At 73.1% G+C, this 21,842-nt stretch carries 20 protein-coding genes; 16 read left to right on the top strand and 4 right to left on the bottom strand.

The window, feature by feature from the left end:
* Window positions 1–116 precede the first annotated feature (116 nt).
* Genes ABZT87_RS19765 through ABZT87_RS19745 form a run of 5 tightly spaced genes read left to right on the top strand, consistent with a single transcriptional unit; the run spans window position 117 to window position 2,853 of the window.
* Window positions 117–884, top strand: coding sequence for a DUF5753 domain-containing protein (locus ABZT87_RS19765; RefSeq protein WP_355137206.1), 768 nt, complete (start codon window positions 117–119; stop codon window positions 882–884).
* Window positions 875–1,066 carry a DUF397 domain-containing protein gene (locus tag ABZT87_RS19760; protein ID WP_355137204.1) on the top strand — a complete coding sequence of 64 codons (192 nt, stop codon included), beginning with the start codon at window positions 875–877 and terminating at the stop codon, window positions 1,064–1,066. Before ABZT87_RS19765 ends, ABZT87_RS19760 begins: the two co-directional genes overlap by 10 nt.
* Window positions 1,067–1,118: 52 nt before the next feature.
* On the top strand, window positions 1,119–1,997 hold the full coding sequence (locus ABZT87_RS19755) for a low temperature requirement protein A (protein WP_355137202.1): 879 nt from the start codon (window positions 1,119–1,121) through the stop codon (window positions 1,995–1,997).
* Window positions 1,997–2,320: a hypothetical protein gene (locus ABZT87_RS19750; protein WP_355137200.1), complete on the top strand. Its 324-nt coding sequence runs from the start codon at window positions 1,997–1,999 to the stop codon at window positions 2,318–2,320. Before ABZT87_RS19755 ends, ABZT87_RS19750 begins: the two co-directional genes overlap by 1 nt.
* Before the next feature lie 23 nt (window positions 2,321–2,343).
* Entirely contained in the window at window positions 2,344–2,853 is a 510-nt protein-coding gene (locus tag ABZT87_RS19745; RefSeq protein ID WP_355137198.1) for a 2'-5' RNA ligase family protein, read from the top strand.
* A gap of 132 nt (window positions 2,854–2,985) precedes the next feature.
* Here ABZT87_RS19745 and ABZT87_RS19740 read toward each other — a convergent pair whose 3' ends face one another.
* On the bottom strand, window positions 2,986–5,208 hold the full coding sequence (locus tag ABZT87_RS19740) for a family 43 glycosylhydrolase (RefSeq protein WP_355137196.1): 2,223 nt from the start codon (window positions 5,206–5,208) through the stop codon (window positions 2,986–2,988).
* A gap of 101 nt (window positions 5,209–5,309) precedes the next feature.
* Between ABZT87_RS19740 and ABZT87_RS19735 the strand changes: the two genes are divergently transcribed.
* The 7 genes from ABZT87_RS19735 to ABZT87_RS19705 all read left to right on the top strand — a co-directional run bounded on the left by ABZT87_RS19735 (window position 5,310) and on the right by ABZT87_RS19705 (window position 12,179).
* Entirely contained in the window at window positions 5,310–6,053 is a 744-nt protein-coding gene (locus ABZT87_RS19735) for a winged helix-turn-helix domain-containing protein (protein WP_355137194.1), read from the top strand.
* 121 nt (window positions 6,054–6,174) lie between these two features.
* Window positions 6,175–7,200: a cytochrome P450 gene (locus ABZT87_RS19730; RefSeq protein ID WP_355137192.1), complete on the top strand. Its 1,026-nt coding sequence runs from the start codon at window positions 6,175–6,177 to the stop codon at window positions 7,198–7,200.
* Window positions 7,197–7,988: an isocitrate lyase/phosphoenolpyruvate mutase family protein gene (locus ABZT87_RS19725; protein ID WP_355137190.1), complete on the top strand. Its 792-nt coding sequence runs from the start codon at window positions 7,197–7,199 to the stop codon at window positions 7,986–7,988. The genes ABZT87_RS19730 and ABZT87_RS19725 overlap by 4 nt, the downstream gene beginning before the upstream one ends.
* 139 nt (window positions 7,989–8,127) lie before the next feature.
* The gene (locus ABZT87_RS19720; protein WP_355137188.1) at window positions 8,128–9,096 is read left to right on the top strand and encodes a hypothetical protein; all 969 of its coding nucleotides are present in this window, start codon (window positions 8,128–8,130) and stop codon (window positions 9,094–9,096) included.
* Between the two features lie 4 nt (window positions 9,097–9,100).
* Window positions 9,101–10,702 carry an asparagine synthase-related protein gene (locus ABZT87_RS19715; protein WP_355137186.1) on the top strand — a complete coding sequence of 534 codons (1,602 nt, stop codon included), beginning with the start codon at window positions 9,101–9,103 and terminating at the stop codon, window positions 10,700–10,702.
* Between the two features lie 56 nt (window positions 10,703–10,758).
* Window positions 10,759–11,589, top strand: coding sequence for a MerR family transcriptional regulator (locus tag ABZT87_RS19710; protein ID WP_355137184.1), 831 nt, complete (start codon window positions 10,759–10,761; stop codon window positions 11,587–11,589).
* A 113-nt stretch (window positions 11,590–11,702) separates the two neighbouring features.
* Window positions 11,703–12,179 carry a DUF1203 domain-containing protein gene (locus ABZT87_RS19705; protein ID WP_355137182.1) on the top strand — a complete coding sequence of 159 codons (477 nt, stop codon included), beginning with the start codon at window positions 11,703–11,705 and terminating at the stop codon, window positions 12,177–12,179.
* 6 nt (window positions 12,180–12,185) lie between these two features.
* On the opposite strand, the gene ABZT87_RS19700 is transcribed toward ABZT87_RS19705, so the two are convergent.
* Window positions 12,186–13,412, bottom strand: coding sequence for an SLC13 family permease (locus ABZT87_RS19700; RefSeq protein ID WP_355137180.1), 1,227 nt, complete (start codon window positions 13,410–13,412; stop codon window positions 12,186–12,188).
* Between the two features lie 181 nt (window positions 13,413–13,593).
* On the bottom strand, window positions 13,594–15,048 hold the full coding sequence (locus tag ABZT87_RS19695) for a hypothetical protein (protein ID WP_355137178.1): 1,455 nt from the start codon (window positions 15,046–15,048) through the stop codon (window positions 13,594–13,596).
* A gap of 140 nt (window positions 15,049–15,188) precedes the next feature.
* Between ABZT87_RS19695 and ABZT87_RS19690 the strand changes: the two genes are divergently transcribed.
* The 4 genes from ABZT87_RS19690 (at window position 15,189) to ABZT87_RS19675 (ending at window position 20,437) form a co-directional block, all read left to right on the top strand.
* Complete coding sequence (locus tag ABZT87_RS19690) at window positions 15,189–15,887, top strand: DUF305 domain-containing protein (protein WP_355137176.1); 699 nt, start codon at window positions 15,189–15,191, stop codon at window positions 15,885–15,887.
* 43 nt (window positions 15,888–15,930) lie between these two features.
* Window positions 15,931–17,142, top strand: coding sequence for a histidine kinase (locus ABZT87_RS19685; protein WP_355137174.1), 1,212 nt, complete (start codon window positions 15,931–15,933; stop codon window positions 17,140–17,142).
* A complete protein-coding gene (locus tag ABZT87_RS19680) occupies window positions 17,139–17,804 on the top strand; it encodes a response regulator transcription factor (protein ID WP_354858927.1) in 666 nt (221 codons plus the stop codon). Before ABZT87_RS19685 ends, ABZT87_RS19680 begins: the two co-directional genes overlap by 4 nt.
* 146 nt (window positions 17,805–17,950) lie before the next feature.
* Complete coding sequence (locus ABZT87_RS19675; RefSeq protein WP_355137172.1) at window positions 17,951–20,437, top strand: ABC transporter permease; 2,487 nt, start codon at window positions 17,951–17,953, stop codon at window positions 20,435–20,437.
* 96 nt (window positions 20,438–20,533) lie between these two features.
* Here the strand turns inward: ABZT87_RS19675 and ABZT87_RS19670 are convergent, their stop codons facing one another.
* Entirely contained in the window at window positions 20,534–21,796 is a 1,263-nt protein-coding gene (locus ABZT87_RS19670; protein ID WP_355137170.1) for a nucleotide sugar dehydrogenase, read from the bottom strand.
* Between the last annotated feature and the right edge of the window lie 46 nt (window positions 21,797–21,842).

The following is a 21,842-nucleotide window of genomic DNA, read 5'->3' as shown; positions in this document are numbered from 1 at the left end:
TCTCGGGTCCCTGCCGGCCGCGCCGTTCCACCAACACCCTGCCGACTGTTGCGGCCCAACTACACTGCGTTGCACTATGGCGGTAGGACGTTCGGGATATCCTGGGAGGACAGCGGATGAACCACGCCGTCGTGGAGGCCATGACCCAGTGCGGTGAGACGGCCGACTCCCTCGCCGCTCAAACGGGCGTCGACCCGAAGACCGCCGCCCGCTGGGCAAACCCTGGACGGATCCCGCAGACCCGACACCGCGCCCAGGTCGCGGCGATCCTCGGCCGAGAGGTAACCGAGCTGTGGCCGGACATCCTGAAGCGCCGCGAACCGGTGTGGTTGCGCGCCTGGATCGACTGGGAACGGGAGGCGGTGGCGCTCCGCTGGTTTGAGCTGGCCTGGGTTCCTGGCCTTCTGCAGACCGAGGCTTATGCGCGGGCGACGCTGGCGGGGGAACCGCTATCCACGGAGGAGGTGGACCACTTCGTGAAGGCCCGCATCGGGCGTCAGGCCATCCTCCACCGTGATCAACCGCCCCTGCTGATCGCGGTCATGGATGAAGCCGTTCTGTGGCGATCGGCAGGCGGCGACCGGGGCCTCATGCGCGACCAGTGCACTCACCTCGTTCAGTGCGCGCAACTTCCTTCGGTGCAGATCTACGTCGTGCCGACGTCTGCGGGGATGTATTCGGGTCTCGGCGGACCGTTCATCGTTGCCGAGTTGGACGGCGGTGCACGCGTTGCCCATGTGGACAGCCAGGCGCAGGCGCAAATAATCGACCAGTCTCCAGAGATTGCTACCCTTGACCGACGGTGGGAACGCATCCGCGGAGAAGCTCTCTCGCGCGGGCAGTCCCTAGATCTGCTCAGGGAAGCGGCTGCATCATGGACCTGACCGGTGCGCAGTGGCGCAAGAGCACCAAGAGCGGCAACAACGGCGGCTCATGCGTGGAGGTCGCCGACAACCTGCCGGGGGTCGTTCTCGTTCGGGATACGAAGGACCGTGACGGTGGGACGTTGACCTTCATGCCGGAGGCGTGGCGGGGCTTCGTGGCCTTCGCGCGGGCCCAGCGCTGACCGATGGGACAAGTCAGGCCCTCGTGTCCGAATTGGATGCAATGATGGCTTGATGCCCAGGAAGGTCGCGGCGGGCCCGGTCAACCCGGTCCGGGCAAGCGCCGTCGAACTGTTCTTCGACCTCGTCTTCATCTTCACCCTCGGCCGTCTGTCGTCGACCCTGGCCGAGGAGCCCAGCTGGGTTGCCGCCGCGCAGGCCGTGATCTTCCTGCTCGCCTTCTGGTGGATCTGGTACAACACCAACCTCGCCACCGACAGCCTCGACTGCGAACGCCCCACCGTGCAGGTCCTGATCATCTGCGTGATGCTCGGCAGCCTGTTGATGTCCATCAACGTCCCGGATGCGTTCGGTAAACAGGGCTTCGTCTTCGCGGGCGCGTACCTCGGGATCCACCTGGGCCGTACCCTGGTCATGGCCTTCTACCTGCACGGCACCTCTGCCTGGCGCCGGCCGGTCCGGGGAGTGATCTGGTATCTGATCTCCGGGACGATCTGGTTCGCCGGGGCCGCTGCCAGCGGCGACACGCGCATGCTGTGGTGGGCATGCGCGCTGGCGATCGACTACTCGGCGCCGGCGTTGCGGTGGCGTCTCCCGCGGCTCGGCCGGGCCACGGCTGCGGAGTGGCGCCTCTCGGGCGAACATCTGGCCGAGCGGTACCGCCAGTTCATCATCCTGGCTCTCGGCGAGACGATCCTGGCCACCGGCAACTTCTACCGGGAGTCGTCGCGGGACCTGGAGGACACCGCTGCCTTCCTGGTCACCTTCTGGACGGTCGTCTTCCTCTGGTGGACGTACTTCTATCGAACGACGAGCAACCTCGCCGTGAAGATCAACGAGGCCATCGACCCGTACCGGGTCAACCTGCGGGCCGGCTACACCCACCTGCTGATGGTGCGGGCATCCTGCTCACCGGCATCGGCGGGGAGCTGATGCTGAAGGCGCCCGGCGGGAAGATGTCGGCCGGTAACGTGGTCGCGATCCTGGTCGGTCCGTTGCTCTTCCTCGTCGGGCGGCTGATCTTCGAGGCATGGGTGTTCGGCCAGTTGACCAAGTACTGCCTCACGGCCGTGGTGGGCTGCCTGATCCTGAGCCCGGTGGCGGCACAACTCCCGCCACTGGCGGTGGGTCTGCTGGGCGCGGCGACCATCACCGCCGTCGCCGCGTTCGACCTGACGATCCGAGCGCGGGTCATGGGCGCGGTCAACCCGACGGCCGCCGGCGGGGCCAGTCACCTGTACGGCCGGGGCCGGTGACGCGTTCGGGCTAGCGTGTCTGCGTGCGTACGGTGGAATTGGTCTGCTCGCCCGGGTTGGACGCCGCGATCCGGACGGTCTGGGTGCGGTTGGCGGCCGCCGGGTTGCCCAGCCTGGCCCGCAACATCCATCCGACGAACCGGCCGCATCTGACCATGGCCGCCGTGGACGAGTTCCCGCCCGGTGTCGAGCACCGCCTGGCCGAGTTGTTCGACGCCGCGCTGCCGGTGCCGGTGACGCTCGACCGGGTCGTCGTCCTCGACGGCAGCGCCCCGCTGGTCTGGCTCGTACGGCCCACGCCGGCGTTGACCGCGCTGCACGCCGCCGTCTGGGACGTCCTCGACCAGGCCGACGGGCACCGTCCCTGGCACGCCCCGGGAGCGTGGGTGCCGCACCTCAGCCTGGCGCTGCGGTTCCGCGACGCGGACCTGCGGATGGCCCGCGCCGTGACCGGTGGGCAGCGCCCGACGGGCGCGTTCGTCGCCGCCCGCAGCTACGACGGTACGGACCGGACGGTGACCCCGCTCCCATGACGTCGCCGGCGCTGTTGAAGGGCTCCTTGCGCGATCGGTGGCAGCTGAGCAGTCCGACACGCCGAGGGTCGCACTGCTGAACTGCCACCGATCGCCGCGGCGCTCCCGCGTGCGGCCGACCAGGCCGTTGCGTCAGCGGTAGAAGCGCAGGTAGTCGAATTCGGCGGTGACGGCCGGCTCGGCGCCGCCGTGCGCGACCAGCCCGATCCGTGGGGTGGTGTCGGCCGGGAACGTCCACACCGCGCCCCACGTCCAGGTACGCCCGTCTGAGCTGGAGCCGGCCCGGAACTCGTGCTCCCCGGTGGCCCGGTCGACGTGGTGTGCGAGGCGTAGCCAGGTGGTGGTGGCCGGTGTGCCGACGATGCTGCCGCCGTACACCGGCTGGCCGGCGAAGGGCAGCTCGTAGCCGTACTCGACCTGCCGGGTGTTCCAGATCGCCACCTGGGTCAGCCGGGCGAACCGGTCGTCGTCGACGTAGGCGACCAGGCCGGCCTGCTGGTAGTTGCGGACCGTCTCCTCGCCCAGGTCCAGCGTCACCTTCGTCTCGACGACGTAGTCACCCCGCGGAGCGTCGCGCAGCAGCACGCCGGCCGTGTTGCCGGTGCCGGTCAGGTCGGCGGCCTGCACGGGCCAGCGCAGCGCCCCGTCGGCGACGGTGGCCGCCGGGTCCGCGCGTACCCACTGCCAGTCGCCGTCGAGCCCGCCGCCGAACTCGTCGGAGTACGCCGGCAGCGGCGCACCGACCCGGGGCTCGGGCACGGCCCGCCTGGCCGGCTGGTACAGCCGCGCCACGCTGACGTTGTCGAACTCGGCCGTGCCGCCGGTGGCCGTCAGCCCGGGTCGGCCGGCGATCGGGCGGTCCAGCCGCAGGGACACCACGGCGAGCTGGTCACCGAGGCGGGCGGGGCTCAGCTCGGCCGTGAGCTGCTGTCCGCGTACCTCGATGGCCAGGTTGTGTCGATCGCCCAGGTCGAGCCCGGCGGGCAGCGGCGCGCTGGCCTGGCGGCGGCCGTCGCGGGCGACCAGCCGGCCGGCGGCGGCGTCCACCCGGACCTCGACCCGATCGCCGAGGGTGACTCCGGCGCTGGTCGCGCCGGTGAGCCGCAGGTCGGCCTCCGCGCGCACGTCCCCGCCGACTGTGGTACGGCTGGTGAGCGCGCCGCTGCCGCTGAGCCGGCCGTCGGTGACCCGCCACTGGCCGGCGCGCTGCCAGCCGGCGAGGCTCGCGGTGTCGAAGCGTTCGTCGACGCGGCCGGTGGTGACCGGTGCGGGTCGGGTGCCCTCGGACGGGCCCGCGCCGGCGTTGACCGTCGGCCAGCCGTCGATCCAGTCCAGCCGGTCGAGCAGCATGGGGCGCTCGTTGATGCCGAAGGGCTCGTCGAGGTACGGGTCGGCCCGGTCGATGGCGTGGTAGACGATCCAGTCCTGGCCGGACAGGTCGGTGAGGAACCCGTTGTGCCCGGTGCCGATCCAGCGGTTGCCGTTCTGGGTGAGCACCGGCGTGCCACCGGCCCGGGACGCGGTCAGGGCGACGCCGTCGCGGTCGGTGAACGGGCCGCGCGGGCTGCGTGCGCGTCCGACCTGGACGGAGTAGCCGGTGGCCGGGCCGGCGCAGCAGTTCGCGGTGGACGCGAACAGGTAGTACCAGCCGTCGTGGCGCAGCACGTAACTGCCCTCGAACTTGTTGTCGATCGCCACCAGCGTCGGTGCGCCGACCGCGCGCAGGCCGTCCGGGCTGAGTTCGGTGACCGAGATGCCGCCGTAGTAGCTGCCGTGGTAGAGGTAGCTGCGGCCGTCGACGTCGGTGAACTGGCTCGGGTCGATGGTCCACAGCCAGCCGCCACCGCCGCCGGGACGCGGGGCGACGACGGGCTGGTCGGCGAACGTCCACGGCCCGGCGGGGGTGGGGGCGGTGGCCGCCCCGATCGCGTAGTCGCTGCCCTCGGCGGAGACGGTGGTGTCGGTGACCGTCACGTACATGACCCAGCGGTCGCCGAGGCGGCGGACGTCCGGCGCCCAGTACGCCGCGCCGGGCGCCGCGTAGGGCGGGCGCTGGTCGGGGCCGAACGCGTCACCGACGTACGTCCAGTCGACCAGGTCGGCCGAGCGGGCGGTGGGCACCCGGTGGAAGACGCCCTCGCCCTCGCGCAACGGGTCGGTGGTGCCGTAGGCGTACCAGAAGCCGTCGTCGCCGCGGACGATCACGGGGTCGGCGAAGGTGTCGCCGACGTCGGCGGAGATCGGATTGCGGTAGCGGGACGGGCCGTCGGATCCGGCGGCCGACGTGGACGGGGACACGGCCAGGAGCAGACCGAGCACGGCGGCGAGCGCGCCGCCGCGGCGGAGATGTCGCATGTGGACCTGCCTCGGGGGAGTGGGCGGTGTGCCCTCCGTTCTTACAACGTTGGATACAACGTTGTAAAGAGTCTGCGGTGGCGTCTCCCTAGACTGGGTCGATGAGTACTGGCACCGACGGCCGGGGAATGGCCGAGCTGGCCGCCCTGTTGGCCGACGGCACCCGCGCGGGCATCTGCGTGGCGCTGCTCGACGGCCGGGCCTGGACCGCCGGCGAGCTGGCCCGACGTGCCGGCGTCGCCCCGTCGACAGCCAGCGACCACCTCACCCGCCTGGTCCGGGGTGGGCTGCTCGTCGAGGAACGGCAGGGCCGGCACCGCTACCTGCGCCTGGCCGGGCCGTCGGCGGCCCAGCTGATCGAGGACCTTGCCGGGCACGCGCCGACCCCGCCCGCGCCGACCACGTCCCTGCGCGCGGCGCGTGCCACCGCCGCCCTGGCGTACGCCCGGACCTGCTACGACCACCTCGCCGGGCGGCTGGGCGTGCTGGTGTACGACGCACTGCTGGCCGCCGGCCGGCTGGACCGGTCCAGTGGGTTGGCGCTGACGCGTGACGGGTGGGCCTGGGTGACCGAGTTGGGCGTACCGGTGGACGTGCTGCGCGCCACTCGCCGACCGGTGGTCCGCGACTGCCTGGACTGGACGGAGCGTCGGCCGCACCTCGCCGGAGCGCTCGGCGCGGCACTCCGCCGCCAGTTCTCCGATCTGGGCTGGATCACCCAGGGCGCCGGCCGGGCGGTACGCCTCACCCCGATCGGCCGCGCAGCCCTGGCCGAGAGCCTGGGCGTGCCCGTCAGCACCCTCGTTCCCGGCACGCCCCCGGCGCCGTCCAGCGGCCGAGCCTGACCCGCCGGCCGCCGCGCTCCGGCGCGGCACGACATCCCGGATCACGCACGATTCTGTTCGGTGGGGCGCGGTGCGGGACGGTTCGGTGGGGAGCGAACGGTTCGGGCTCTACGGTCGGGCGGTGATCGACATCTGGCCTGACATCGCGCCCGTTGCGGGAACGCCGGCGTGCGGCCCGCCCGCCTTCGAGCCGGGCAAGGGGTGGTGGGTGACCCGGCACGCCGACATTTGGGCGGCGCTGACCGACCCGGCGTTCCGGGTGCCAGCCGTCGACAGCGGTCCGCCCGGCACGCTCGCCTGGCTGCGCGCCTCGGTGAGCAGGTTCAGCCCGCCTCAGCGGCACGCCGAGCGCCGCGCGATCGGGGTGACCGCGCTGGCCGAGCTGAACCCGGACGAGCTGCGGCACGAGGCGGCCCGGCTGACCGTCGCCCTCCTCGACCGGGCGGGTGACCACCTTGACGTGATGCGTGAACTGGCCCGGCCGGTGCCACTGCGGGTGCTGGCCGACCAGCTCGGTCTCGTCGATCCGGCAGCCGCCGGGACGGCGGTCGCGGTCGTCGCCGCGGCGTACCACCCGGGGGTTGATCCGGCGCTGGCCGAGCGGGCCGACCGAGCGGTGGCGGCGCTGCTGGCGATCTGCCCGCCGGCCCCGCTGGAGGTACGGGCGAACCTCATCGGTCTGCTGGTCCAGGCGTGCGACGCGACCGCCGGATTGATCGGCGCCGCCGCCCACCACCTGCTGAGCCCGGCCGTCCCGATCACGGCGAGGACCGCCGACCTGCTGACCGAGGTGCTGCGCCTCGACCCCCCGGTCCGGGCCACCCGACGGGTCACCGTCGACGCGGTACGACTGGGCGGACGCGACCTGCCGGCCGGCAGCGCGGTGCTGCTGCGCTTCGACGCGGCCAACCGTGACCCGCGGGCGTTCGCCGAGCCGGAGACGTTCCGACCCGGCCGGCCGGGCGCCGGTCTGCTCACCTTCGGCGCGGGGGAGCGCGGCTGCCCTGGTGACCGGCATGCCCTCGCGCTGGCCGGCGGGGTGCTCGACGTGCTGCGGGAACGCTACCGGCGCACCCCGACTCCGCTGCGCCACGAGCCGCACCCGACCCTGCGCGTCCCGACCACCGTGGAGGTGAGCGTCCGATGATCGAGCGCCGCGCCGCGTTCCATGCCCTGCACCACACCGGCCGTCCCCTGCTGTTGCCCAACGCCTGGGACCACGCTTCGGCGGCGGCGCTCGCCGCGCGTGGCCATCCGGCTGTCGGCACCACCAGCCTCGGGGTCGCCGCGACCGCGGGCCTTCCCGACGGCGTGGCGGCCACCGCCGAGGAGACCCTGGCCCTGGCTCGCCGGCTGGCCCGGTCGCCGGTGCTGCTCAGCGTCGACGTGGAGGCCGGGTTCAGCGACGACCCGGCCCAGGTCGCCGGGTACGTGGCGGAGTTGGCCGGCCTCGGTGTGGTCGGGATCAACCTGGAGGACGGGCGCTCCGGCGGCACGCTTGCCGATTCCGAGTGCGTGGCGGAGAAGATCGCGGCGGTGAAGGCGGCGGTGCCGGACCTTTTCGTGAACGCGCGTACCGACCCGTGGTGGCTGAACGTGGCCGACCCGCTGCCGCAGGCCCTCGCCCGCGCTCGCGCCTACCGGGCGGCCGGCGCGGACGGCATCTTCGTGCCGGGCGTCGTCGACGAGGCGACGCTGCGCCTGCTCACCGAGCGGCTCGAAGCACCGGTCAACGCGCTGTACCAGCCGGGCGGGCCCGGACTGATCGAGCTTGGCCGGGCCGGCGTGGCCCGGGTCAGCACCGGCTCCCTGCTGTTCCGGGCCGCGCTGGGTGCCGCGGTCACCGCCGCCGACGCCGTCCGCGCCGGAGGGCTCACCGCACCGCCGGGACTGCCGTCGTACGCCGAGGTGCAGGACCTGGTGCCGGGCGACTGACGGGCCCCGCCGGCCTGCGATGGTGGTCGCGTCCGTTCAGGGGTAAATCGGAGGATTGTTCGGTCTCTGCCGGTCCCGATGATTACGGTGTGTTTCAGGGTGATTTACCCAGCGCCGTGGCCGGAGAAGGGACCCCGTCATGCGAGTGCCCAGCCGTAGTCCGGGGCAGCAGCCCGGACCGCCCGCGTCGCCCGCCGCCCCCGCCCGCCGCCGGCCACCCAGCGCCGCCGCCCGCCGGCTGCCCGCCGCCGCGCCCGACCTCGCCGCCTACCGGGCGGCGGTGGCCGACCTGCTGGTCGAGGTGGGCGCCCTGGCCGACGCCACCAGCACCCGGGCCCGCCAGGTGCTCATCGACGAGCGGCTGCGCGAGCCGGCCCTGGCGGCCGTGCTCGACGCGACCCCGCAGGGTCTGCTCGGCGCGCGTGAGACGTTGCTGCTGGAGATGGCCCGCTACCAGCCGAACGAACGCACCTCGGCGCGGGACCTCACCGCGCTGGTCCGGATCTACCTGCTCTCCCGCATCGACGTGCTGTGGTGGCAGGACGCCCCGATCTTCGTCACCGACGACCAGGTCAACGGCAGCGCCGACCTTGTCGACCTGGAGTGGTTGCGCCGCCGGGACCTGCTGCGCTTCCGGTACCAGGAGCAGCCCACCACCGTCCTGGGCCGCGCCGCGCGCGGACTGCGTCGGCGACTGCTACCCGACGCGAGCCCGCGCACCGCCGGGCTGCTGTTCCGTCGGGCCCGCCGGGAGGTGGTGGCCCTGCTCAACGAACTCGGCCGGGAGTTCGCCGCCGTCACGCCGCCGGCCACCCCGCCGCTGTGGGTGACCAGCCTCGTGCGCAGCACCGAGCACCAGTACCGGCTGCGTCGCCTGGGCTACGCCGCCATGCTGCCCAGCGGGCACTGCCTCGGCTACTCGGCCGACGTCGAGCTGGCCTGGTTCGAGCGGTTCGGCGCACGCGACACCCTCGCGGAGCTGCTGTTGGCCCGCCAGGACGCCGGCGAGCTGAACGTGATCGACGAGGGACAGGCCTGGCACCTGTGTCTCGCACCCTCCGCCCGGCGTCGTCTGCGCCGGGCGTACGAGGCCGAGATGGGGGTCTGAGCCCGTGTGTGGCATCGCGTTGAGCCTCGGCCCCGAGGCCGACCCCGCGACCTTCCGGCGGATGCTCGCCGTCCTCGCCCCGCGCGGCGAGGTCACCGAGACCCGCTTGGAACGCGGGCTGCTCGCCGGCACCCGCCGACTGCGCGTCGTCGACCGTGACCGGGCCGTGCAGCCCTGGACGTCGACCGACGAGCGCTGGCTGCTCTGCTTCAACGGCGAGATCTTCAACCACCGGGAGTTGCGCGCGCAGCTCACCAGGCTCGGGCAGGTGTTCCGCACCGACAGCGACACCGAGGTGCTGCTGGCCGCGTTCCAACAGTGGGGCGAATCCGCGGTGACGCGGCTGCGCGGCGAGTACGCCTTCGCGGTCGTCGAACGCGCCAGCGGTCGGGCGTACCTGGCCCGCGACCCGCTCGGGGTGAAACCGCTGTACTGGTCCCGGCGACCCGGCTGCCTGCACCTCGCCTCCGAGGTGAAGGCGCTCGTCGGGCACCACGCCCCGGTCGCCGAGGTGCCGCCCGGACACCACGGCTGGGCCGAGCCGGACGGGCCCGTGCGGCTGCGCCCGTACGTCGACCTGCTCACCATCGGCGCGGGTCTGCCGGTCATCGACGACCCGGACGAGGCCACCCTGCTCGTCCGGGCTGCCCTGACCGACGCCATCCGGATGCGGGTGGAGACCGATCTGACCGTCGGGGTGGTGCTCTCCGGCGGGCTGGACAGCTCGTTGACGCTGCGGCAGGTGCGGGACATCCACCCGGACTGCGTGGCGGTGACGGTCGGCGTGCCGGACAGCCCCGACGTGGCGTACGCCCGGCGGCTCGCCGCCGACCTCGACGTGCCGCACGTGGTGGTCGAGCTGCGCCCACGCGACATCCGGCTGGCCGACGTCCGCGAGGCCATCCGGATCTCCGAGCTGACCGAGTACGGCGACATCATCAATGCCGTCGTCTCGGTGCCGATCTTCCGGCGGCTGCGCGACCTCGGCGTGAAGGTGGTGCTCACCGGCGACGGCTCCGACGAGCTGTTCGGCGGGTACCCGATGTACCACCAGGTCGACCCGATCGCGTCGCGTCGGCTCTTCCTGCACCGCATCCGTAACCTGTGCCGTACCGAGTTGCAGCGGGTCGACCGGACCGCCATGGGGCACGCGGTGGAGGCACGGGTGCCGTTCCTCGACCTCAGCGTGGTGGAGTTGGCGATGCGTCTGCCCCTGGACCTGAAGGTGCGCGACGGCCAGGAGAAGTGGATCGTGCGGCGGGCGTTCGCCGACGTGCTGCCCGACTACGTCCTGCGGCGGCCGAAGAACCCCATGTCGTACTCCTCCGGGCTGCACGAGCGGGTCCGGCTCTACAAGCCGCTGTTCGCGCGGATGCACCGGTCGTTCGGCTACGACCTGCTGGAACCGGTCCGCCGTGACTTCGACAGCGTGCTCAGCCGCTGCGGCAACGACCTGGACCGGGCCATCGCCGACGGGATGAACCGGCCCGACTACACCGTCCTGGAGCACGCCCGCGACCTGGTCGGGGCGGCGAGGTGGAACGCCGCGCCGATGGTCCGCCGACTGGTCGGGCCCCGCCCGCCCCGCCGCTCACCCGTCGGCTGAGCACCCCACCCGACGCTTGACTCTGACACCGTGTCAGGGACGAGCGTGAGGGGACCATGTTCACCATCGGAGACTTCGCCCGACTGGGCCGCGTGTCGGTGCGGATGCTGCGCCACTACGACAGCATCGGCCTGCTCCGCCCGGCCAGCGTCGACGCGCACACCGGCTACCGCTTCTACCGGGCGGACCAGCTGCGTCGGCTCAACCGGGTGCTCGCCCTCAAGGACCTGGGTCTCACCCTGGAGCAGGTGCGGGCGATCCTGGACGACGCCGTCGACGTGGCCGAGCTGCGAGGCATGCTGCGGTTGCGTCGCGGCCAGCTGACGGCGCAACTGGCCGCCGACACCGCCCGGCTCGCGGCCGTCGAGGCGAGGCTCCGGATGATCGAGTCGGAGGGTCGGATGACCGCCCAGGATGTCGTCCTCAAGGACATCGCGCCGGTTCGCCTCGCGGAGCTGACCGCCGTCGCGCCCAGTTATGAGAGCCAGGACATCGGTCCGGTGATCCAGCCGCTCTACCCGGAGCTGTTCCGCCGGCTGGCCGAGGCCGGGATCACGCCGACGGGCCCGGCCATCGCCTGGTACGAACCCGCCGGCGACGACGACGGCGACGCGGTCGTCGTGCACGCTGGGGTGACCGTCGGCGCCGGCGTGTCGGCAGGTCCTGACCTGGCGGTACGTGATCTGCCCGCGGTGGGCACGGCCGCGACGATCGTCCATCACGGCGCCATGGACGACGTCGAGCAGAGCGTCGAGGTGCTTGCCCGGTGGATCGAGGAGAACGGCTACCGCACCGACGGATTCGCCCGTGAGGTGTACCTGGACTATTGCCAGGACTCCCCGGAGCAGGGCGTCACCGAGCTTCAGCTCGCCGTCTACCGCGCCTGACGGTCGCGCTGCCGTCCCGACGGCGGCGCGTCGGCGGCCGGAGCCCGGACCGTCCCCAGCGCCAGGTCCGATCGCCGCCAGCACCCGCGCCGCCGCCGGGCCAGGCTGGACGCATGACCACCACCACCACCTTCCGCGTCCAGGCCGTGCCGGCCGCGGCGCTCGACCTCGTCCGTCGGACCGGCCGCGACGCCGCCGGCCATCTCGTCGAAGGGCGCCTGGCCGGCGGCGGGGAGCCGCTGCGCTGTTGCCTGCGCGACGCCGAGGCGGGGGAGGCGCTGCTGCTCTTCGGCTACGCCCCGCCGATCGCCGCCGTCGCATACCGGGAGATCGGGCCGATCTTCGCGCACGCCGCCGCCTGCTCCGGTCCGGATCACGGCGGCGGCCATCCGTCGGCCTGGCGGGCACGTCCCCAGGTCCTGCGGGCGTACGACCGGCAGGGACGGATCTGCGGCGGCCGGCTGCATGACGGCACGGACCCGGAGGCGGTGATCGCGGAGCTGTTCGCCGACCCGCAGGTGCACCAGCTGCACAGCCGCAACGTGGTCTACGGCTGCTTCATGTTCGTGGTGGAGCGGGCCGCCGGGTGACGGTCCTCAGCTGACCAGCAGCAGCGCGCCGACCGCCGCGAGCGTGCCCACGACGGCGAGCAGGGTGCTGGTCAGCACGAACCGCTTCACCGGCACCGCCACACCGGCCGCCCGACACCGTTCGAACCACAGCAGGGTGGCCAGCGACGCCCACGGCGCGGCCAGCGGGCCGACGTTCGTGCCGATCAGCAGGGCCAGCAGGCGGGTGTGGTCGGCGCCGGGCAGCACCGACTCACCGGCCAGGTACGCCGGCAGGTTGTTCACCGCGTTGGCCAGCAGCGCCCCGGTGCCGCCGGCACGCAGCGCGCCGGCCGCCCCACCGTCGGCCCCGACCAGGCCGGCCACCAGGTCGTCCAGCCCGTGCCGACCGAGGGTCTGCACCACCAAAAACAGGCCGACGACGAAGAGCAGCAGCCGTACGGGCACCAGCCCGGGGCGCAGCGTCGCCGGGGAGCGGACCACGAAGCCCACCAGCACCAGCGCGAGCGCGACGCTGGAGGCGAGCCCGATCTCCACCCCGGCGAGGATGCCGGCGACGAAGAGCAGGCAACCGGCGAGCGCGGTGCGGTGCAGCACCGGGTCGGGCGGCACGTGCCGCTGCGGCGGGACGAAGCGTCCGCCGGTCGGCCGTTCGCGCCGCCACCAGCCGTACCAGAGCAGCACCATCGTGACCGCCACGGCGGCGAGCTGCGGCAGCGCCATCCGCTCGGCGTACGCCAGTGGTGTGAGGCCGACCCGGTCGGCGGCCAGCAGGTTCGTCAGGTTGGACACCGGCAGCAGCAGGCTGGCGGTGTTCGCCAGCCAGACCGTGGTGACCGCGAGCGGCGCGGCCGGGACCCGCAGGGTGCGCGCCAGCGCCAGCAGCACCGGGGTGAGCAGCACGGCGGTGGTGTCGAGGTTGAGCACGAGGGTGGTCACCGTGGCGAGGCCACCGCAGAGCAGGAACAGCGCCGCCCAGCGGCCGCGGGCGGCGATGGCCAGCCGGCTGGCCAGCACGTCGAAGACGCCGGCCACGGCGGTCAGCTCGGCCAGCACGATCACGGTGCCGAGGAAGAGCAGCAGCGGCAGGATGCGGTGCAGGGTCGCCGTGGTCTCGGCGCGGGGCAGCAGCCCGCTCAGCGCGCAGGCCGCACCGGCCACCGCGAGGACGACCGCCACCAGGTCGAGCGGGTGGGGGCGCCAGCGCGCGGTCGGCTCGGGCGGGGCGGGCGGCGCGCCGGCGGCAGACTTCACAGCTGACCACGTTGGCACATCACCCGCCGGCCCGGCCGGCCGCCCCCGCCCAGGTGACGGGCCCCACCGGGCTGCCCCCGATCGGGGCGCCGGCCCGCCGGGCAGGGGCCTGATCCACGCGGCTGACGTGGCCGGGCCCGGCCCCTCGACGAGAGGCCGGGCCCGGGTCGCGCGGTCGGTGCTACCAGCTCAGGTAACCGGGCTGGGTCTGCACGTTCAGCTCGTGGAACCGGGTCAGGTTGGCCGTCCAGGTCCGCCAGTCGTTCAGCTCCAGGACGTCCAGGCCCTTCTGGATGTCGTTGGAGTAGATGTTGCCGTTGTAGTAGTACGTCGACCAGGCGCCGCCCGTGACGGCCTGGGTGGCGGACAGCGGGCCCCGCTCCCAGTACGCGATCTCCTTGGGGTGGCGCGAGTCGGTGAAGTCCCAGACGGAGATGCCGCCCTGGTACCACGCCTGCACCATGATGTCCCGCCCGAGCACCGGGATCAGCGAGCCGTTGTGCGCCACGCAGTTCTCGGTCTCGGCGTTCGTCCGGGGGATCTTGTAGTAGCTGCGGAACGCCAGCGTCCGAGCGTCACCGCGGCCGGTGATGTCGTAGATGGCGTCCGCCCCCCGGTTGGGGCCGACGGTCTCGTTGCAGGTGGCCGCCCCGCCGCCGCCCAGCTCGTCGGTGAAGACGACCTTGGTGCCGGCGTTGTTGAAGGTGGCCGAGTGCCAGAAGGCGAAGTTGACCGTGTCGCGGACCTGGGTGATCACCCGGGGCGCTTCGCGGTTCTTGATGTCGAGCAGGATGCCGTCACCCATGCAGGCGCCGGCGGCGATGTCCTTCGACGGGTACGCGGTGATGTCGTGGCAGCCGGTGGTCGCCGAGCCGGTCTCGCTGCCCGGGAAACCGCCGTCCGGGAAGAGGTTCGGCGTCGAGATGACGGCCGCCTGGGTCGGCTTCTTCACCGGCACCTTGATGATGGAGATGGAGTCGTGCGGCGGCTGGCAGTCGGGGAACTCGGCCCGCGGGCTGTACGACGACACGTACAGGTAGACGTTCTTGCGGTCCTTGCCCGGTACCAGCGTGTGGGTGTGCGACCCGCAGGCGGTCTCCACGGACTTGATGTAGCGCGGGTTGGCCTTGTCGCTGATGTCGAAGACCTTGATGCCCTCCCACGACTCCTTCACGGAGGCGGGCTGGGCGACGCTCGCGCACGAGTCGTCGCTGCGCGACGAGTCGGTGGAGACGAAGAGCAGGTCACCGTAGACGGAGATGTCGTTCTGCGAGCCCGGGCAGGACACCTGAGCGGTGATCTTGGGGGCGCTGGGCCGGGAGATGTCGTAGACGACGAACCCGTTGTAGTTGCCGGCGAAGGCGTACCTGCCCTGGAACGCCATGTCGCTGTTGAGCGCGGCCGTCGTGTCGAACGGCGCCTGCTTGGGGATGTTGGCGATCTGCCGCAGGTTGGGGCTGCTGCGGATCTCGTCGACGCCCGGGATGTCGGCGGCGGCGGCCGGTGGTGCCGCGGCCGGTGCTGCCTCCTGGGCGCTGCTCGGCGTCGCCACGGCGACGCTGGTCAGCAGCAGGCCCGTTGCGGCCAGGCTGACGATGCGGAGTTGTCGGAGCCGTGCGGTGGCCAACTTGATCATCGGCGGCGCCCTTCGAAAGGGGGGATGACGTTGTCGGTACCTTACCGAGACACGGAGATCATCGATGTGACCTGGGTCACATCTAACTCGACTCGTCAATGGATAGGATCGCTGCGACCTCGACCTGAGGGGGGTGTGGCATGACCGTCCGACGTGCTCGGTTACTGGCCGTCGTCATATCGGCGGCCATCATTGTGGTGCTGGCGGTGCTGGCTGTCCGCGCCGCCGGCGACCCCGGCCGTCCGGCCGCCGAACGCGGTTCGGCGTCACCGTCACCGACGACCAGCCCGACCGGTCCGCCACCCCCGCCGGTGCTCGTGCCCGGCCGCCCGGGGGAGCCGGCCGTCGCCCGGTCCGCCCAGGAGCTGCGCGACGACAGCCCACCCCGCTACAACGGCCTGGACACCGTCTTCGTCCAGATGATGATCCCGCACCACGAGCAGGCGCTGGAGATGAGCACGCTGGCCCAGGAGCGGGCTGCCGATCCTCGGATCCGCGCCTACGCCGACCGGATCCGCGCCGGCCAGGGCCCGGAGATCAAGGTCCTGCGCGGCTGGCTCGCCACCCGCGGGCTGCCCGAGACGGCGCCCGGTCACGACCACGCCGGCATGCGGGGAATGCAGTCACCCGAGGCGATGAGGCAGCTGACCGCCGCCCGGGGCGTCGAGTTCGACAGGCTCTTCATCGCGATGATGACCGACCACCACCAGGGCGCCGTCACCATGGCCACCGACCTGCTGTCGGTCGGCGTCGATGCGACCCTCAACGAGCTGGCCACCTCACTCGCCACCGAGCAGGCCATCGAGATCACCCGCCTGCGCGAGCTGACCCCGCCCTGACCGGCTGCCGGCCGGCCGCCACCAGCCACGACACGTACGCTGGGTGACCGTGAGACGCACGCTGTTCGGCCGCCCCCTGCGCGGCGTCGCCTTCGACGTGGCCGTTCCCGCCGTGGTGGCGTTCGTCGGCCTCGCCTCGGCGGTGGCCCAGCCCGGCGGTTGGGCCGCCACCGGCGTCGGCGTGGGCATGGCGGTGGCGCTGCTGTTCCGCCGCACCCACCCGGGCGCGGTGACCGTCGTCGTGGCGGCGCTCGCCCTGGTCCAGGTGATCGCCCGGTGGGGTCCGCTCGCCTTCGACGTCGCCGTCCTCATCGCGCTCTACAGCGTCGTGAAGTACGGCAGGCGCCTGCGCGACGGCGTGCTGGCCGGCGCGGTCGCCGCCGTGGGCGTGCTGCTCGCCGCCGCGCAGACCCCCGGCGTCATCGACTGGTGGGTGACCGCGCTGTGGTACGCGCTGGTCACCGGCGCGGTCTGGCTCGTCGCGCTGAACGTGCGGACCCGCCGCCTCTACGTGCTCAGCCTCGAGGAACGGGCCGCCACCCTGGAACGCGAGCGGGAGGCCGAGTCCCGGGTGGCGGTCGCCGAGGAGCGCACCCGGATCGCCCGCGAGTTGCACGACGTGGTGGCGCACAGCATGGCGGTGATGATCGTCCAGGCGGACGGGGCCCGGTTCATGCTCGACCGTGACCCCGAGCAGGCCCGCACGGCCGTGAAGGTGGTCGCCGACACCGGCCGTTCGGCGCTGGAGGAGATGCGCCGGCTGGTCGGGGTCCTGCGCGACGCGGGCCCGTCCGGAGCGGGCGGGTCGGTGGTGGCCGCCGACCCGGAGCACCGCCGGCTGGCCCTGGCCGAGCTGCCCGACCTGCTGGCCCGCTTCCGCGACGCCGGGCTGCGCATCCGCGACGGCGGCACCGGTCAGCCGCCGGCCCTGCCTCCGGGCCTGGAACTGACCGTCTACCGCGTGGTGCAGGAGGCGCTGACCAACGCACTCAAACACGCCGGCGTCGGGGCCGCCGTCGACGTCACCCTGACGTACACCGCCGAGGCCGTCGTGGTCCGGGTCGTCGACGACGGCCGGGGCCGCCCGGTGGTCAGCCCGGCGCCGTCCGGCGGTCACGGTCTGCTCGGCATGCGCGAGCGGGTGGCGGTGTACGACGGCAGCCTCACCGCCGGCGCCCAGCCGACCGGGGGTTGGCAGGTCCAGGTCCGGCTACCGCTACCGTCGGAACCCTCAGCGGAGGTGATCGCGGCATGACGGTCCGGGTGGTGATCGTGGACGACCAGGCGCTGGTGCGCGCCGGGTTCCGGATGGTGCTGAGCTCCCAGCCCGACCTGGAGGTGGTCGGGGAGGCCATCGACGGCGCGGACGCCCTGCGGGTGCTGGCCCGCACCGAGGCCGACGTGGTGGTGATGGACATCCGGATGCCCACCATGGACGGGGTGGAGGCGACCCGTCGGCTCTGCGCCGACCGGCCGTCGGGCCCGCCCCGGGTGCTGGTGCTGACCACCTTCGACACCGAGGCGGACGCGTTCGCCGCGCTACAGGCCGGCGCCAGCGGCTTCCTGCTCAAGAACGTCCCGCCGGAGGAGTTGCTGGACGCGATCCGGGTGGTGGCGCGGGGCGACTCGGTGGTCGCCCCGTCGATCACGCGGCGGCTGCTGGACCGCTTCGCCGGTCAGCTCGGCGCCGGCCCGACCGCCGACCCCCGGCTGGCCCAGCTCACCGAGCGGGAGCGGGAGGTGCTGCTGCTGGTCGCGCAGGGCCTGTCCAACGCCGAGATCGCCGCCAAGGCGCACGTGGCCGAGGCCACGGTGAAGACCCACGTCGGGCGGATCCTGGCGAAGCTGCACCTGCGCGACCGGGTCCAGGCGGTCGTGCTGGCGTACGAGAGCGGCCTGGTCACGCCCGGCCGGTGACCCGCCGTACGACCCGGGTCGTACGGCCGGCGGGCCGGGCGCTACCTCGGGCGTACGCGGGTCGAGCGCGCAGGTGGAGATCGATCGGATCGGACCGGCCATAGCGTCGGAGGGGTCCGATCCGCGCCTGCACCGGGAGCCCGCACATGATCCGATTGACCCTGCGCTCGCTGCGCGCCGAGGCGCTGCGCATGCTGCTCTCCGCGCTGGCCGTCGTGCTCGGCGTCGCGTTCATCGCCGGCACGCTGATCTTCGTCGACGGGATGCGCGCCGGCGCGTACGAGCGGGCCGGGACCTTCGACCGGCACACCGACCTCGGCGTCTACCCGAGCGGCGACAAGGCGCTGCCGGCGAGCCTGGTCGACAGGGTCCGCGCCGTCGACGGCGTGGCCGCCGCGGCCGGGGAGCTGGCCGGGGCCGGAGGACTTCTCGGCGCCGACGGCCGGCCGGTGCTCGGCTACGCCGTGCTCGCCGCCATCCCCACCGAGGCCGCCCTGCGCTCGTACGACGTGGTGTCCGGCCGCCTGCCCGACCGCGCGGGCGAGGTGGTGCTCGACGCGCCCACCGTGGCCGAGGAGGGCTTCACCCTCGGCGCCCCGGTCCAGATCGGCGGCACCGGCGGCGCGGCCCGCCCGTACACCCTGGTCGGTACGGTCGACGTGGCGGGCAGCGTGCGTGACGTCGGCGGGCCGTTCATCGGCCTGGTCGGCCCGGACGCGCTCGCGGTCAGCGGTGCGCGCGGCTATGGCCGGATCATGGTGGCGGCGCGGCCGGGAACGTCCGAGACGGTGCTGGCCGACCGGCTGCGCGCGGTCGTCGGGGGTGCCGACGCCAGCGTGAAGGGCCGTCAGCAGATCCTCGACGAGGCCGTCGACGACGCGGTTCGGGACCTGAACCAGTTCATGATGCTGCTGCTCATCTTCGTCGGGGTCGCGGTGGTGGTGGCCGGCTTCGTGATCGCCAACACCTTTGCGATCGTGCTGGCGCAGCGCACCCGGCGGACCGCGCTGCTGCGCCTGGTGGGCGCGACCCGGGGGCAGGTCTTCCGGGCCGCCCTGCTGGAGTCGGCGCTGGTCGGGTTCGTCGCGTCCGTGCTCGGGGTGCTGCTCGGGGTGGCTCTCGCCGCCGGTATGCGGCTGCTGATGACCCGGCTGGACGTGCCGGTCTCCGGTGGGCTGACCGTCGCCGGCTCGACCGTGCTGACCAGTCTGCTGCTCGGCACCGCGCTCACCGTGGCGTCCGCCCTGCTGCCCGCCTGGCGGGGGACCACTGTCGCCCCGGTGGCCGCGCTCACCGACGCCGCGGTGCAGCCGAGTCGGGGTGCCGGTCGGCTGCGCCTGATCTTCGGTGCGGTGGTGCTCGGTGCCGGCGTCGCGGCCCTCGCTGGCGCTGCCAGCGCCGGTCAGGTGCTGCTCGTGGCCGTCGGCGGCGTGTTGGCGTTCTTCGGGATCGTCCTGTTCGGGCCGGTGCTCGTCCCGGCGCTGATCCGGGTGATCGGCTGGCCGGCCCGGCGGCTGTTCGGCATGACCGTGGGCCTCGCGGTGGCCAACGCCGTGCGCAATCCGCGCCGGATCGCCGCCACGGCGACCGCCCTGGTGATCGGGATCGGACTGGTGTCGGCGTTCGTGGTCGGCGCGCGCAGCACCAAGGACGGCATCGAACGCAGCGTCGACGCCGAGATCGGGACGGACTTCGTGGTCAGCGGCATCGGCCAGAACCTGCCCGCCGCGCTCGCCGGTGAGCTGGCCGCGCGCCCCGAGCTGGGCGTGGTGCACGAGCAGCGCAGCACCGTCACCGGCGACATCGAGGTCCGCGCCGCCCACCCGGCGCTGGTGGGGCGGACGCTGACCGGGGTGCTGGCCGGCGACGTCGGGCGGCTCGGGCCGGGGCAGGTCCTGGTGCACCGGGAGTTGGCGCAGGCGCGCGGCTGGCAGGTCGGCTCCGCCGTCACCGTCGCGGGGCGGCCGTTCCGGGTGGCAGCGGTGGTCGCCGACGACGCGCCGGCCATGGTCGCCAGCGCGGCGCCCGAGGGGCATGTCATCGAGGTGGACGACGCGGACTTCGCCGCGCTCTTTCCCCGCGAGCGGGGCTTCCTGGCCGAGATCGACCCCGCCAGCGGCGTGAGCGCCGAAGAGGCCCGCGACGCGATCGAGGCGGTGCTGGCCCGCTATCCGACGGTGAACCTGATGGACCAGGGCGCGTACAAGAAGATGCTCACCGGCACGGTGGACATGTTGTTGGCCTTCGTCACCGCGCTGCTCGGCCTGGCCGTGGTGATCGCGCTGGTCGGCGTGGCGAACACGCTGAGCCTGTCGGTGGTCGAGCGCACCCGGGAGAACGCGGTGCTGCGGGCGGTCGGGCTGACCCGGGCCCGGATGCGGGCCATGCTCGCGGCGGAGGCGGTCCTGATGGCGCTGGTCGGCGCGGTGCTCGGCATCGGGCTGGGCACCGGTGTCAGCGCCGCCGCGATGGCGCTGCTGGCCCGTCTCGGCGGTGACTTCCACGTGGTGCTGCCGCTCGGTCAGCTCGGGCTGATCCTCGGCGTGGCAGTGCTGGCCGCCCTGCTGGCGTCGGTGCTGCCGGCCCGTCGGGCGCTGTCGCGGCCCGTCGTCGAGGCGCTCGCCGACCAGTGATCTCGGCCGTCTCCGTCCCGCGGCCTTCGGGCGGGGACATCCGCCGGCCGGTCCCGCCGTCTTCCCCGGCGGCGGGACCGGCCAGCGGTGCCGGGTCTAGAGGCGCTCGACCATCTCGCCGACGCACCGGTTGCGGGTGTCGAAGACGTAGCGGGCGTGCCGGACCACCAGGTCGTAGTCGAAGCTGTCGTGGTCGGTGACAACCACCACCGCGTCCGCGGCCCGCACCTCCCGCTCGGTGAGCTCGACGATGGTGACCCCGGCGGGAATGTGGTGGGCCTCCGCGTACGGCTCCACCGCGTAGACCTCGGCGCCGAGGGCCTGCAACCGGCGGGCCACGTCGACGGCGGGGGAGTCCCGCATGTCGCCGGTGTTCTTCTTGTACGCGAGCCCGAGCAGCAGCAGTCGGGCGCCGCTCACCGCCCGGCCAGCCCGGTTCAGTCCCGCCATGATCCGCTGCGCGACGTGCTCGGGCATCTCGTGGTTGACGTCGTTGGCCAGCTCGATGAACCGGAACTGCCGGCCGAGGCGCCGTTTGACCTGCCAGGACAGGTAGCACGGGTCGATCGGCAGGCAGTGCCCGCCGACACCGGGGCCGGGCCGGAACGGCAGGAACCCGAACGGCTTGGTCTCGGCGGCGTCGATCGCCTGCCAGACGTCGATGTCCAGGTGGTGCGAGAGCATGGTCAGCTCGTTGATCAGCGCGATGTTGACCTGGCGGAACGTGTTCTCGATCAGCTTGGTCAGCTCGGCGACCCTCGTGGAGTCCACCGCGACGGTGCGCTCCACGAGGCGCTGGTAGAACCCCTGCACCCGGGCCAACGACACCGCGTCGACACCGGAGACCACCTTCGGGGTGTTCTCCAGTCGCCAGGTCGGGTTGCCCGGGTCGATCCGCTCGGGGCTGTAGCCGAGGTGGAAGTCACCGGGGCTGGTCAGCCCGCTGGCCGACTCCAGCAGCGGTCGGAGCAGCTCCTCGGTGGTGCCCGGATAGGTGGTCGACTCCAGGATCACCGTGCAGCCCGGCCGCACGTACGGGCCGATGCCGACGCCGGCCTGCTCGACGAAGCTCAGGTCCGGGGTGCCGTCGCGCAGCGGGGTGGGCACGGTGATGACGCAGATGTCGAAACCCTCGGCGTCGGTGTACTCCGTGCTGGGGCGGTACCGACCGCTGCCCAGCGCGCGGCCCAGCCGGTCGGTGGGGATGTCCTCGACGAAGGACTCACCGGACGCGAGCCGCTTCACCCGGTCGGCGTCGACGTCGAGGCCGACGACGTCCAGGCCCGCCTCGACGGCGCGCATGGCCAGCGGCAGTCCGACGTACCCCTGGCCGATCACGACCAGCTTCTCAGCGCTCACCCGGGCTCCCGCGGCAGATGGTGGAAATGACCTGCGGAGAGCCTAG

The sequence above is a fragment of the Micromonospora sp. NPDC005237 genome (assembly GCF_040607775.1).
In the GTDB taxonomy this organism is placed as follows: domain Bacteria; phylum Actinomycetota; class Actinomycetes; order Mycobacteriales; family Micromonosporaceae; genus Micromonospora.
Note: the sequence above shows the minus strand (reverse complement) of the source record. Positions and strands in the feature narration are given on the sequence as shown.